At 41.8% G+C, this 14,371-nt stretch carries 12 protein-coding genes; 7 read left to right on the top strand and 5 right to left on the bottom strand.

Annotated elements, in window-relative coordinates; all coding sequences use genetic code 11:
* Positions 1–873 (bottom strand): virulence factor BrkB family protein, encoded by an 873-nt coding sequence (locus D0907_RS01320; RefSeq protein WP_036974141.1) that lies wholly within the window; start codon positions 871–873, stop codon positions 1–3.
* Positions 874–959: 86 nt separating this feature from the next.
* On the opposite strand from D0907_RS01320, the gene D0907_RS01315 reads away from it, so the two are divergent.
* Positions 960–1,616, top strand: a complete 657-nt coding sequence (locus tag D0907_RS01315) for a DUF2959 domain-containing protein (protein WP_036974143.1) — start codon at positions 960–962, stop codon at positions 1,614–1,616.
* Between the two features lie 181 nt (positions 1,617–1,797).
* Complete coding sequence (locus tag D0907_RS01310; RefSeq protein WP_118843923.1) at positions 1,798–2,886, top strand: MBL fold metallo-hydrolase; 1,089 nt, start codon at positions 1,798–1,800, stop codon at positions 2,884–2,886.
* Between the two features lie 46 nt (positions 2,887–2,932).
* On the opposite strand, the gene D0907_RS01305 is transcribed toward D0907_RS01310, so the two are convergent.
* Together D0907_RS01305 and D0907_RS01300 are read right to left on the bottom strand one after the other, a co-directional pair.
* A complete protein-coding gene (locus D0907_RS01305) occupies positions 2,933–5,215 on the bottom strand; it encodes a nitric-oxide reductase large subunit (protein ID WP_118843922.1) in 2,283 nt (760 codons plus the stop codon).
* A gap of 2 nt (positions 5,216–5,217) precedes the next feature.
* The gene (locus tag D0907_RS01300; RefSeq protein ID WP_036974150.1) at positions 5,218–5,880 is read right to left on the bottom strand and encodes a DUF542 domain-containing protein; all 663 of its coding nucleotides are present in this window, start codon (positions 5,878–5,880) and stop codon (positions 5,218–5,220) included.
* A gap of 106 nt (positions 5,881–5,986) precedes the next feature.
* Between D0907_RS01300 and D0907_RS01295 the strand changes: the two genes are divergently transcribed.
* Positions 5,987–6,427, top strand: coding sequence for an Rrf2 family transcriptional regulator (locus D0907_RS01295; protein ID WP_118843921.1), 441 nt, complete (start codon positions 5,987–5,989; stop codon positions 6,425–6,427).
* Between the two features lie 69 nt (positions 6,428–6,496).
* On the opposite strand, the gene D0907_RS01290 is transcribed toward D0907_RS01295, so the two are convergent.
* Positions 6,497–6,916 (bottom strand): BLUF domain-containing protein, encoded by a 420-nt coding sequence (locus D0907_RS01290; protein ID WP_065978929.1) that lies wholly within the window; start codon positions 6,914–6,916, stop codon positions 6,497–6,499.
* A gap of 502 nt (positions 6,917–7,418) precedes the next feature.
* Positions 7,419–9,242 carry a translational GTPase TypA gene (typA, locus tag D0907_RS01285; protein ID WP_036974157.1) on the bottom strand — a complete coding sequence of 608 codons (1,824 nt, stop codon included), beginning with the start codon at positions 9,240–9,242 and terminating at the stop codon, positions 7,419–7,421.
* A 506-nt stretch (positions 9,243–9,748) separates the two neighbouring features.
* On the opposite strand from typA, the gene glnA reads away from it, so the two are divergent.
* The 4 genes from glnA (at position 9,749) to ntrC (ending at position 14,355) form a co-directional block, all read left to right on the top strand.
* Positions 9,749–11,155, top strand: coding sequence for a glutamate--ammonia ligase (gene glnA / locus D0907_RS01280; RefSeq protein ID WP_036974159.1), 1,407 nt, complete (start codon positions 9,749–9,751; stop codon positions 11,153–11,155).
* A 123-nt stretch (positions 11,156–11,278) separates the two neighbouring features.
* Positions 11,279–11,800: a DUF4124 domain-containing protein gene (locus D0907_RS01275; protein WP_425274491.1), complete on the top strand. Its 522-nt coding sequence runs from the start codon at positions 11,279–11,281 to the stop codon at positions 11,798–11,800.
* A 78-nt stretch (positions 11,801–11,878) separates the two neighbouring features.
* Complete coding sequence (gene glnL / locus D0907_RS01270) at positions 11,879–12,949, top strand: nitrogen regulation protein NR(II) (RefSeq protein WP_036974163.1); 1,071 nt, start codon at positions 11,879–11,881, stop codon at positions 12,947–12,949.
* Between the two features lie 20 nt (positions 12,950–12,969).
* The gene (ntrC, locus tag D0907_RS01265; protein ID WP_036974166.1) at positions 12,970–14,355 is read left to right on the top strand and encodes a nitrogen regulation protein NR(I); all 1,386 of its coding nucleotides are present in this window, start codon (positions 12,970–12,972) and stop codon (positions 14,353–14,355) included.
* Positions 14,356–14,371 lie beyond the last annotated feature (16 nt).

Below are 14,371 nucleotides of genomic sequence, written 5' to 3'. Positions count from 1 at the left end.
TTAAATGTCTATATCAGGAGTGTCTTCTATTTTCTCAGGGCTGATACAGACCGTAAATTCTGCACCGAGTAATACGACAATCCACGACAAATAAACCCATACAAATAAAATAGGAATTGTCGCAAGGGCCCCATAAATCACTTCATAAGATGGGAAATGGCTGATATACAGCGCAAAGCCTTTTTTTGTCAGCTCAAATAACATAGCTGCAAACAGCGCCCCTGGAATTGCCGCTCTAAATGGAACTCGTGTGTTAGGAACTAAAGTATAGAGCATAATAAAGCCCACCATGGAAATAATGTAAGGTAAAAGCTTTAACAAAAATCCACTGAAGCCAGGTATCCCCTGATCGGCAAACGACACCAAAGAAACAATATAAGACGTCACACCAATACTTGCTCCTAACAAGACCGGCCCCAAACTTAATACCATCCAATACACTGCAAATGAGATCATCATCGGGCGTTTTTTCTTAATTCGCCAAATGCGATTCAGGGTGGCATCAACATTGCGGATCAATAAAAGCGACACCGCAGCCAAAAAGCCAACCCCCACGGCGGTCATTTTATTCGCATTCCCCGCAAACGCACTGATATGCTCTTTAATGACATCAGAGGAAGTGGGCACAAGATTAGTGAACAAAAAGTTTTCAATGGTAATGAGAGTACTTTCAAAGCCAGGAAATGCAGAGAATATCGCGACCCCCACAGCCACTAACGGTACAATGGATAATAAGGTGACATAAGCAAGGTAACCCGCATTAACCGTGATCTGATCATCAATACAGCGGGTCAAATACTGCATCCACCAACCCGGTTGCTGCTTTAAGAAAATACTTATTTGCAACTTATAACGACTGAGTTTCTCATCCATAGAACCAACTTTCTGCTAAAATGTTTTGATAATCATAGCAATCCACCACATAATTTGAAACGACAGGCATCTAAAAAGGGAACTCAATGAAAAAACTGACACTTTTAAGCGCACCACTCTTTGCAGTTACTATGGCATTATCAGGCTGTCAGTCAGCTTATTACTCAGCCATGGAATCAGTCGGAGTGCATAAACGCGATATTTTAGTAGACCGTGTTGAAGAAACGAAAGAATCACAGCAAGAGTCGCAAGAAGAGTTTCAATCTGCACTAGACAGGTTAACGACCTTAATTAACTTTGATGGCGGTGAACTCGAAGAAGCTTATACTCAACTTAATAATGATTATGAATCGAGCCTTGCGGCAGCGAACGATGTCACCAGTAATATCAACAAAGTTGAAGATGTAGCCGAAGCACTTTTTGAAGAGTGGGCTGACGAACTAGAACAGTACAAAAGCGCTTCTCTCAAGCGTGAAAGCAGCAAAAAGCTTAATTCAACGAAGCGCCAGTTTGACCAATTGCTTCGTTCAATGCGCAGCGCCGAAAGTAAAATGGAACCCGTCCTGTCGTCATTGCATGACAATGTTTTATATCTAAAACATAACTTGAATGCTCAAGCTGTGACAGCAATAAAAGGTGAATTCACTAATTTAAAACGCGATATCAAAATCTTAATGGACGATATGAACAAGTCGATTGAAGATTCAAATAAATTCATTGAACAAATGAATAAAGCGGGCTAAAAATTTGAGTAAACACAGTGAGCAGTTAGATGCTCTCGGCACCGACATTTTTTAAATAAATTAAATCACTAAGCCTACAATATCGTAGGCTTTTTTATTGTTACGTCTTGTTACCTTTCGATGATTTACCCGGTATGTTAATTTGCTACACTGTGCGCAAAGTTTAAAAGTTAGTCACCTTATGCAGAACCACCTTAAAGTTATAATTGCTGCGGCGCTACTCAGTGCCTGCAGTAGTCCAAACACAGTTAATGTTATAGCAGGGCAAGAGTCTGTTATACCTTTGCACAATGAAGGTGAGCGAGCTGGTCGCTATCACAACCTGTATCCCGGTGATAAACACTACCCAACAACCTGTACTGATGATTGCTATCCCGAGACCGAGTTACTTCAATGTAATGACACTCCTTTACACTGTTTATATCAAGGTCAGCAGAATCCAGTGTCGATTAACACCGGTTTTACTGTACGTTGGCTTGGACATGCCAGCTTTATGATTGAGACACCTAACGGCGAGCACCTGCTATTTGACCCCGTCAAAGAGCAGTTTGATTCACCGGTCGATTTAGCCTTTAAGCTTGCTGGCGGCATGTATCGCAACCCCGGATTTTGGCCCACAAAAAATGAGCTAAACCAGATTGATGCTGTCATGTATTCACACATCCACTACGACCACTTCAATAAAGCCGACATCGAAGAAATTGGCAATCAGCCCCGCTATTTAGTGCCCCTAGGCGTCGCTGATAACTTTCCAACAGGTGGTTTTAATATTAGTGAGATGGCGTGGTATGCCAGCACCCCAATTAATGATTTAACAATACATGCTGTGCCAGCGCACCATTTTAGCAGTCGTGTGTTAGTGCCATTTATCTACGAAGATAACAACAAAGATTTATGGAATGGTTGGCTACTTGAGCAAAATGGGAACACACTATTTTTTGCAGGGGATACCGGCTACTCACAGCATTTTAGCGATATTAAGCAAAAGTATGGTGAAATAGATGTGTGCTTAATGCCAATCGCATCTTACTATCATGAAGAAAATGGTAAATGGTATCGCTACGTGCATACCACACCCGAAGATGCCTTGAATGCAGCACGTGAATTAAGTTGTAAAGTAATGATCCCATGGGGTTATGGTAATGCAAGTTGGCAAATGGGCGACCATTCAAGTCACTCAGCATTACTGCGTTTACTACACATGTCTCATAACATGAATGAACCTGTCCCCCTGTATATTTTAAATGAAGGTGAGCAGGTTCATTTATAACATTCCAAAATGGGGGTGAGTTATTTCTTCACCCTCATTCTATTTATTACAGTGAGTGTGTCTCTTGCGCTTCAAGCATTTTGGTTGCAGGTTTGCTTTGCTTTGCAAAGACCCCTTTAACGACTTGCCAACTAACGGCAAATGCGCCAACAATAAACACCACATCACCAACCGTTCTTACCCATCTTAGTATCACCAAGGTGTCACTTTGTAGTAGCGCTTCAGAGCGTGCATACCACAACCCTTTAGAAGCACTTGCAAAGAACTGAATGATTCCAATAGGTAATAAACTGGTAAATAGCATTAACGCTAAACCGATATTCATCCACCAAAAAGCAGTTTTCATTAAAGTGTCATCAAATTGAAGATTAGGACGAATATAACGCAGTACTAACAAGGTAAAGCCAAGAGCTAAAAAGCCATACACACCAAATAATGCGGCATGAGCATGGGTAGCCGTCGTATTAAGACCTTGTACATAATAAAGTGAAATAGGCGGATTAATTGAGAACCCTAATACGCCGGCCCCTAACATATTCCAAAACGCGACAGCGACAAAAAACATTAATGGCCACTTTATTTTTAGCATCCATGGAGTACGGTTTTTTAATTTATAATGCTCCCACGCTTCATGACCAAGCACAATTAACGGCACGACTTCCAGCGCACTAAAGGTTGCTCCCACTGCCATTACAGGGGTCGTTGTACCAGAGAAATATAAGTGATGGAATGTGCCTGGCACACCGCCTAATAAAAACAGCGATGCAGACGCCAATGACGCAATTGTTGCCGAACGTTTAGAGACTAAACCCATATTATAGAAAATAAAAGCCAGCGCAGCGGTTGCAAAAACCTCAAAGAAACCTTCTACCCATAGGTGCACAATCCACCAACGCCAGTATTCCATTACCGAAATATGCGTTCGTTCGCCATAGAAAAACCCAGCAGCGTAAAACAGCCCGATTGCCACCACTGAAGCCGTAAATAATGCCAGCAGGTTTTTATCTCCTTCTTGTTTAAATACCGGAACAATTGCACGTAACATTAGCAGCAGCCAAAATGCGACGCCTGTAAATTTACCAATCTGCCAAAGTCGGCCTAAATCAACAAACTCGTACCCTTGATGTCCCAACCAAAAGCTTAACTCGGGAGGCATAATTTGCGCGATGGCTAAAAAGTTGCCGATAAATGACCCAACCACGACGATAATTAGCGCCCAGAAAAGAATATCAACACCTATTTTTTGAAACTTAGGATCTTTACCGCCGTTAATAATCGGCGCTAAAAATAAACCTGCAGCTAAAAACCCTGTCGCAATCCAAAACAATGCCGATTGAATATGCCATGTTCTTACTAGGCTATAAGGAAACCATTCTGAGGTATTGATGCCATAAAATCCCTGCCCTTCAACAGTATAGTGCGCAGTAAATCCACCCAATAAAACCTGGAACGTAAAGAGAGCAACAATTAAAAATAAATACTTACCTAATGCTTTTTGAGAAGGCGTTAAATTAAAGCTCGCTATTGGATCGTCTTTTGGAGCCTCAGGGGGAGCCTCGTCTTTATGTAAAAATGACCATGCCCAAATCAATCCACCGACACCTGCAATCAGTATCACAACACTAACAATTGACCAGACAATGTTTTCAGCGGTCGGTTTATTATCAATCAGTGGCTCATGCGGCCAGTTATTAGTGTAGGTTGCATCCCCATCAGGGCGCTCTGTCGATGCGGACCATGCCGTCCAAAAAAAGAACTCAGTTAGACGCTGACGACGCTCAGGATCAGGAAGTGTCACCTCTTTCATTGCATAGTTTTTACGTGTTTGCTGTAATGCCTCAGCCCCTCCAAACAAATCGTTGTAGTACTGCGCTGTTTGCTTAATTGCCGCTATCCGACGCGTCGATAAAGTAACCGTATCAGATTGTTTATCATACGTATTAGTGCGGTACTCTCTCTTTACTTCCCACAGCAATGGTTGCTTTTGCTGCTCAGTTAACTCATCAAAAAGCACACCATATTGCGCTTGTGCAGCAATATCTAACCAATTAATAATCTCACGGTGAAGCCAATCAGCAGTCCAGTCAGGCGCTTGATAAGCACCATGCCCCCAAATTGAGCCTAGTTGCATTCCCCCTACTGATTGCCATGCAGTTTGACCATCTAAAATCGCCTCTTTACCTGTGTACAGCTCCCCCGATGTGGTGACATATTTTGCAGCTATAGGAGGGGCAACTCGGTATACCTCTTTACCAAAGTAACCCAAAATAGCAAATGTAACAGCAAGAACAGCAAACAAGGTCCACCATAACTTTTTGTATTCTCTCATTTCTATCGTCCCTCAACCCGTGCGAACAAAATAGCGTTCTCAATATGAATATGCATATTCAAATCGCTAATAAATGCCTGCAACCCTAAATACAAAGCCGTCCATGTATTACATGCTCCCGCATGCAAAGTGACATCATTTGTTAATTGGTAGATTTTCTCTATTTCTGCGATATGGGCTTCATGATCCGCCATCATTACGCTAATTGGTCCACTGACCATGGCAGGGATTGTATCGGCTTGCAGCATTGGAAAGAGGATAAGCTCTTCTTTTTGCATATGATCTTCTAACTCTACATACATATTCTTCAAATGATTCGCTAAACCATTAGGACAATTAGGCTTATCAAAATGCACCTCTTCAACACGCTCACTTAAACGTATCAACTCTTCAAGCTGTACTCGGTGAACACGGTGATAGCGAGTCAGAATATGCTCAACCAATTCCTTATTACTCAGGTTGTGGTAATCAATAGCGGTTTGCCTGCTTAGCAAAACCTCTATGTCTGAAATGATTTCTTCGCGATCAATATTTCGTTTTTCGATAACGTCTGACAACACCAGATGCCCCTGACAACAAAAGTTTATTCGGTGCGCAAAAAAGAGTGCTGTTGCACCGGGAATTTCTGTCGCAATTTTACTGATAGGCCAATTTAAGTAATTCATATAACACCCCTATTTAAACATGCATTTGAAATGAATCTTTAAGAAGTTTACACACGTTTATTAAAGATGTAAAATAGATGCATATTTAAAATTTTAGAGTCTCACTATGAATGTCACTCGTTTTACAGATTATTCACTGCGTGTTTTGATTTTTGCTGCCTTACATAATGGTGAGCTTGTGACCATTAAAGAGATCGCTGAAAAATACGAAATCTCAAAAAATCACCTCATGAAAGTAGTGCAAGAGCTAAGTAATAGAGGCTATTTAATTGCGACGAGAGGAAAGAATGGCGGTATCCGTTTAAGCAAAGATCCCGCCGAGATTAACATTGGTGAGTTAGTGCGCTTACAAGAGCAAGGGTCTACGTTGGTGGAATGCTTTGGTAATGACAATCAATGTGTTATCACCCCCGCCTGTCAACTTAAACAAATATTTGCACAAGCAATGGAGGCTTTTTTCCTTCATTTAGATAACTATACACTCGCAGATCTGATCACCCCAAAACACGCAAATCAGCTCTCCCAACTGCTAAAAATAGAAAACTAAACTCACATTTTGGCGCACTCAAAGGTGTAGGTATTCCTGGAGTGTCATGGCAGTGACACTCCATTTGGGTTATTGGTTTACTAATGTATCTCTCAGTGCCATCATGAGTTTATGTGCACTGCCTCCTGACATTGCTAACGGATCGAATTCGCTGGTGCCTGAGTATTTTAAATTAAGCGGTGTGGTTATTTTTGAATACGGAATATAACCCATTGACCAGTTTTCGAACTCCCTTTCGTAAATTTCGCAGTAATTCAGCATAATAATATTTCGATGCCGATTATCATTTAAGATCTTATGATAGGTTGCATTTACCGCCTGTCGAGATCCTTCTAGGCACTGTAAAAAGTGCGAACTATTAAAACACAGCAACCCTGTTACATTCGACGCATGATTATTTTTCTGTGCTTTTTCAATGATATCCTCAATATCACTCGGCCCAAATCCTTCACAAACTTCACTCGTATAAATAAGCCTGACTAAATACATCCTGATCTCCTTCAAGGTAGATTTAAAAAGATAGTACAGATAGAGGCTTTAGCAAAAAAGTGGCAACTTGCGGTTAGAGGTTAGAGGTTAGAGGTTAGAGGTTAGAGGTTAGAGGTTAGTGGTTAGTGGTTAGTGGTTAGTGGTTAGTGGTTAGTGGTTAGTGGTTAGTGGTTAGTGGTTAGTGGTTAGTGGTTAGTGGTTAGTGGTTAGTGGTTAGTGGTTAGTGGTTAGTGGTTAGTGGTTAGTGGTTAGTGGTTAGTGGTTAGTGGTTAGTGGTTAGTGGTTAGTGGTTAGTGGTTAGTGGTTAGTAGACAAGTAATTAATTTATCAATAGAAATAAAATACGCCACCCCTTAGTAACAACAAAAACCAGTAACAACAAAACGAACATTTGTGAGTGTGATCTTACGGCTGACAGCAAAAAACAAGTCTCCTTAAACAAAAAAGCCGCCGTATTTTGCAATACGACGGCGTGTTATTTTGCGTGAGCTAAAAGCGTAAATTAGCCTTTAGAAGCACGGCTCGCACGTTTACGATCACTTTCAGTTAAGTGACGCTTACGAATACGAATATTTTCAGGTGTTACTTCTACTAACTCGTCATCATCGATAAACTCAAGCGCTTGCTCAAGTGTGTAGTTCAATGGTGGTGTTAATGTTTGCGCTTCATCAGTACCTGATGCACGAACGTTCGTTAGCTGCTTACCTTTAAGTGCGTTTACAGTTAGGTCGTTATCACGGCTATGAATACCGATAACCATACCTTCGTAAACTTCTACACCGTGACCGATGAATAGCTTACCGCGCTCTTGAAGGTTGAATAATGCGTTAGTTAACGCTTTACCTGTTGCGTTAGCGATCATTACACCATTTTTACGTAGACCGATGTTACCGCCTTTATGAGGACCGTAATGATCAAACGTGTGGTACATAAGACCTGAACCTGATGTAAGCGTCATGAAATCAGTTTGGAAACCGATTAAACCACGGCTCGGCATCATAAAGTCCATACGCATACGGCCTTTACCATCTGGCGCCATGTCAGTTAGTTCACCTTTACGCAGACCAATTTGTTCCATGATAGAACCTTGGTGCTCTTCTTGACAGTCAATCGTTACTGTTTCGTACGGTTCTTCTAATACACCATCTACAGTGCGTAAGATTACTTCTGGACGAGAAACAGCAAGCTCGTAGCCTTCACGACGCATGTTTTCGATTAAGATACCTAAGTGAAGTTCACCACGGCCTGATACACGGAAGCTATCTGGGTTGTCAGTTTCTTCAACGCGTAATGCAACGTTGTGAACAAGCTCAGCTTGTAAACGCTCAAGGATATTACGTGATGTTACGAACTTACCTTCTTTACCCGCAAATGGCGACGTGTTTACAGAGAACGTCATTGTTACTGTCGGCTCATCAACTGATAGCGGAGGTAACGCTTCAACGTTAGAAGGCGCACACACTGTATCAGAGATTTTTAATTCGCCTATACCTGTCACAGTTACGATATTACCCGCATAACCACGGTCTGTATCAATTCGCTCAAGACCTAAGTAGCTTTGAACCGCACCAATTTTACCATTACGTTTTGTGCCATCAGCACTGATAATAGTTACTTGTTGGTTAGGCGCTACAGAACCACGCTTGATTCGGCCGATACCGATTACACCTACGTATGAGTTGTAATCAAGTTGAGAAATCTGCATTTGGAAGTCACCTTCAGGATCTGCATCCGGTGGTGATACTTCGTCAACGATCATCTTGAACATAGGTTCCATGTTGTCAGATGGTTCGTCTAAATCTAATGTTGCCCAGCCGTTGATAGCTGATGCGTAGATAACTTTAAAGTCTAACTGTTCGTCAGTTGCACCAAGGTTATCGAATAAATCAAAGATTTGATCCATAACCCAATCAGGGCGTGCACCCGGCTTATCAATTTTATTGATAACAACGATTGGCTTCAAACCTTGCGCGAACGCTTTTTGCGTTACGAAGCGCGTTTGTGGCATTGGACCTTCTTGAGCATCAACAAGTAACAATACTGAGTCAGCCATCGAAAGTACGCGTTCAACTTCACCACCGAAGTCGGCGTGTCCTGGGGTGTCTACGATATTGATGTGGTAATCATTCCAAGAGATGGCTGTGTTTTTAGCCAAAATGGTAATACCACGTTCTTTCTCAATGTCGTTTGAGTCCATCACGCGCTCTTCATTACCGCCGCGTGTTTCTAATGTGCCTGATTGCTCAAGCAGTTTATCAACCAAAGTTGTTTTACCGTGGTCAACGTGGGCGATAATCGCTATATTTCTTAACTTTTCGATGCTCATATTTTTTCTCAGAGAAATTGAATCTCATTGATCCTGCAAGATCTACGCACTCACCTGCATTTTCAACAGATGTCTAAGCATAGGATTTAAAAGGGCGCATATTATCCCTTAATAATGGCATGGATGAAAGTTTATCCAATACAATTTTATAAACTTTCTTCAGGCTTTTTATAAGTATCTGTTTTATAAATGACAATTTTATTAATTTTATCTTTAATCGAACATCCAAACTGGTAAAAAATCACCTTTTTAGCAATATTTTGGCACTAAAGCACATTTCGTTTATGCTAACTAGGGTGGTTAATCGTTGTGCAAATACAACCGGCAAGCATAACGCACCACAATGAACATTTTACGCACCAAAATAGTGCAAAAATAATTAACAAAATGCGCTTTATTTTATTTTTATAAGCCTAAACAAGGCGTTAAAAATTTGGCATGAAACCAGCTTACATAGAACAAAAGCAATAATGCAGCAAAAATAAAACCCAACAATTGGAGGACACATGTCACAATCGGTTTTAGATTTTATCAAAGAAAATGACGTTAAGTTCATTGATTTACGCTTTACTGATACCAAAGGTAAAGAACAGCATGTTTCTATTCCTCATCATCAAGTTGATGAAGACTTCTTTGAAGACGGCAAAATGTTTGACGGTTCTTCAATTGCTGGTTGGAAAGGTATCAACGAATCAGACATGGTATTAATGCCTGTTCCTGAGTCTGCAAAAATGGACCCATTTTCTGAAGAAGCAACTTTAATCGTACGTTGTGACGTTGTTGAGCCTTCAACACTTCAAGGTTACGAGCGTGACCCTCGCTCTGTTGCTAAACGTGCAGAAGAGTACATGCGTTCAACAGGTATCGCAGACACAGTATTATTTGGCCCAGAGCCAGAGTTCTTCCTATTTGATGACGTTAAATACAAATCAGACATGTCTGGTTCTATGTATAAAATCGACGACATCGAAGCAGCTTGGAACTCAGATAAAGATTACGAAGGTGGCAATAAAGGTCATCGTCCAGGTGTTAAAGGTGGTTACTTCCCATGTTCACCAATCGACTCATCGCATGACTGGCGTTCAGCAACGTGTTTAGTTCTTGAAGAGCTAGGCCAAGTTGTTGAAGCACACCACCACGAAGTAGCAACTGCGGGTCAAAACGAAATCGCAACACGCTTCAATACAATGGTATTAAAAGCTGACGAAATCCAAGAGATGAAATATGTTATCCATAACATGGCTCACCTTTATGGTAAAACAGCGACATTCATGCCTAAGCCGCTTGTAGGTGATAACGGTTCTGGTATGCACTGTCACCAATCTTTAGGTAAAGATGGCGTGAACATCTTCGCTGGTGACAAATACGCAGGTCTTTCTGAAGAAGCGCTTTACTACATCGGTGGTATCATCAAGCACGCTAAAGCAATCAACGCATTCGCTAACGCGTCAACTAACTCGTACAAACGTCTTGTACCAGGCTTCGAAGCGCCAGTAATGCTTGCATACTCTGCACGTAACCGCTCTGCTTCAATCCGTATCCCTGTAGTACCATCTGCAAAAGGACGTCGTATCGAAGTACGCTTCCCTGATCCAACAGCAAACCCATACTTAGCATTCTCTGCAATGCTTATGGCTGGCCTTGATGGTATTCAAAACAAGATCCACCCTGGCGATGCAATGGATAAAGACTTATACGATCTACCTGCTGAAGAAGCAGCTGAGATCCCACAAGTTGCCTCTTCACTAAGCGAAGCACTTGCTGCTTTAGATGCTGACCGTGAGTTCTTAAAAGCAGGTGGTGTATTCACTGACGACCTAATTGATGCATACATCTCACTTAAGAACAAAGAAGTTGAAAAACTTAACATGACAACTCACCCAGTTGAGTTCGAAATGTACTACAGCGTTTAATACGTCGTAGACAGTAAATAATTAATGTGTGTTCTCAAGCCCGCTTTGGCGGGCTTTTTTAATGGTAATTAGGCGTGTTCTCCTCTACAGTTTTAATTACATAAAAAAATGCAGGGTCGCAGGGTGAAAAGAACAACTTTATTGGTATTTTTGTTACTATCAGTAAGCTTTTTTAGTTATGGAACAACAAAAAAAGTGTATTCGTGGAAAGATAAAAATGGTGTTCTGGTATTTTCTGATACGCCACGCCCCGGTGCTACCGAAGTAAAGCTTAATACCCCTAACTTGACCATGCCTGCTACCGACACCAGTATTCTTGATAACACAGCCAGTGCAACACCCGTAAACTTTAAAATCGCTATTTCCTCACCTGAAGACCAAGCAACAGTCAGAGAAAACTCCGGTTCTGTTTATGTTACAACCCGTGTCATTCCTCGCTTTGCAACGGGTTTTAAAGTACAACTTTTTGTAAATGGTGCCCCCCATGGCGAACCAAGTAACAGTTCTACTTTTGCACTACGAGGCGTAAATCGAGGCGAGCACACATTACAAGCCAAACTATTTAATGCGAACAATAAACTCGTTTCGGTCAGTCCAGTTAGCACATTCTACATGCACAGAGCGTCTGTTGTTGGTGGGAATTAATTTTTTCAAACGCGCCTCGCAATGCAAAAGGATTATGCTAAGCTGCACTTAATCGTAACGCACTAAAATGGTGCAACCATGCTCAGTGATACACAATTTAACTCAGAATTGCTCGACAGCATTTGGAAAAATTTAAGTACAGCGGTTATTTTACTTAACCGTGATTTTAAACTTGTTTATGCCAATGATAGTGCCAGTGAGCTACTTGGTTTAGGGCCAAAGCGCATTCTCAACCAACCGTTTGATAACCTGTTTAACTACCACTCTATCGATCTTAAACGCATTGCTCAGTATTCACTCTTTGATGGTGTTGATTGCCACCAGCATAGAGCTGACGTGGTGTTCATCGATTCTCGCCATGCCAAGCTCACAATTAGTACACGCCGAATTACCAATAAAGATGACAATTATATCTTGTTTGAATGCCGCCAGATGGACGATGAAATTCGCCACGATCAGGCCTCAAATCAAATGCATCAGTATCAAGCTGCACGTAATTTAATTCGTGGTTTAGCCCACGAAATAAAAAATCCTTTGGGGGGTATACGCGGAGCGGCGCAATTATTGCAGTATGAGGTTGATCAGCAAGAACGAGATCAATGTGCAGAACTCATTATTGAACAAGCAGACCGCTTACGTGAATTAGTCGACCGTTTACTTGGCCCGAATCAACTGCCACATAAGTCGTATGGCAATATTCACCAAGCGCTTGAGTCTGTCGTTAAATTAAGCATGCTTGATAACAATGCAAATATCACGTTAGTGAAAGACTATGACCCGAGCATACCCAGCGTATATATCGATCAGAGTAAAATTCAACAAGTGGTATTAAACATTATTCGTAATGCACAACAGGCGCTCGTTGATGGGGGAGAAATTAGAATAAAAACCCGTATCAACCATCAACATAGACGCCCTGGTAAAGCACCGAAAAAAACCTTGCTGATCCAAATTTCGGATAACGGTCCAGGCATAGACAAGAGTTTAAAAGAAACCTTGTTTTACCCGATGATTACCAATAAAGAAAATGGGTCGGGTCTTGGCTTATCCATCGCGCAAACGTTGGTTGACCAACATGATGGACACATAGAGTGTGACAGTTGGCCAGGCCATACAGAATTTAATATCTATTTGCCTTTTACGGATTAATGGTTTTTTTTGGAGTAGTCATGAAAACAGTGTGGTTAGTTGATGATGATGCCTCAATACGCTTTGTATTAGAAAAAGCGCTGGCACGAGCAGGATTTGAAACTCAAAGCTATGCCAATGCGCAAGAAGTGCTGAATGCTTTAAAGTTTAGCCAGCCTACCGTGCTGGTGTCTGATGTGCGTATGCCAGGTATGGATGGTATGGCGTTACTAGAAACAATCGCTGAGCAAAACCCTGGGTTACCTGTCATTATCATGACTGCCCACTCGGATTTAGATTCGGCGGTTAATGCGTTTCAAAAAGGGGCGTTTGAATACCTCGCAAAACCGTTTGATTTAGAAGAAGCCGTTTCTTTAGTTGAAAGTGCTTGCCGTGCAAACTCCACAAAGAAAACCAGACGTAAACAAGCGCCGCAAACCAATGCCCATATCATTGGTGAAGCCCCTGCTATGCAGGAAGTGTTTCGTGCAATAGGTAAATTATCTGCATCAAGCATGAGTGTTTTAATCAATGGCGAATCAGGCACTGGTAAAGAGCTTGTCGCCAGTGCGTTGCATAACCATAGCCCACGAAAAGAAAACCAGTTTATTGCTCTTAATATGGCTGCCATCCCTAAAGAACTGGTTGAGTCAGAATTATTCGGCCATGAAAAAGGCGCGTTTACAGGGGCCGACAGTATTCGTAAAGGCCGCTTTGAACAAGCGAATGGCGGCACGCTATTTTTAGATGAAATTGGTGACATGCCACTGGATGTACAAACCCGTTTATTACGTGTTTTAGCCGATGGTGAGTTTTACCGCGTTGGCGGCCATCAAAGTATTAAAGTAGATGTTCGTATTATTGCCGCCACCCACCAGAACTTAGAAGACTTGGTAAAACAAGGTAAGTTCCGTGACGACCTATTCCACCGCTTAAATGTGGTGCGTCTTCGCTTACCGGCTCTTCGTGAACGTACAGAGGATATTGAACGTTTAGCACAACACTTTCTCCATAAAAGCGCCAAAGAGCTGCAAGTCGAAAGCAAAATTTTAAGCCCAAAAGCGACCGAGCAATTGCGGTTATTTAACTGGCCGGGTAACGTACGTCAGCTCGAAAACACCTGTCGTTGGTTAACCGTAATGGCACCTGGAGAGCTTATCAGTGAGCAAGATTTACCACCGGAAATTATCGCGGCAGAACCTGTAGAGCAAGAAGGTGATTGGCTTGAAGCTTTCCAACAATGGTTAAACCTCGAGCTTAAACAAGGGAAAGAAAATATTTGGCCCGCGATTCAAGCTCAACTGGAAACTCGTTTAATTAAAACCGCACTGGCAAATTGTGCAGGCCACAAACAAGAGGCTGCGGTTAAAATTGGTTGGGGGCGCAATACATTGACCCGCAAGTTAAAAGAGCGCAATATTAGCTAATTTTGCGTTATAAACG

Origin of the sequence: Pseudoalteromonas lipolytica, assembly GCF_003515105.1 — a bacterium.
Taxonomy (GTDB): Bacteria; Pseudomonadota; Gammaproteobacteria; order Enterobacterales; family Alteromonadaceae; genus Pseudoalteromonas; species Pseudoalteromonas lipolytica.
Note: the sequence above shows the minus strand (reverse complement) of the source record. Positions and strands in the feature narration are given on the sequence as shown.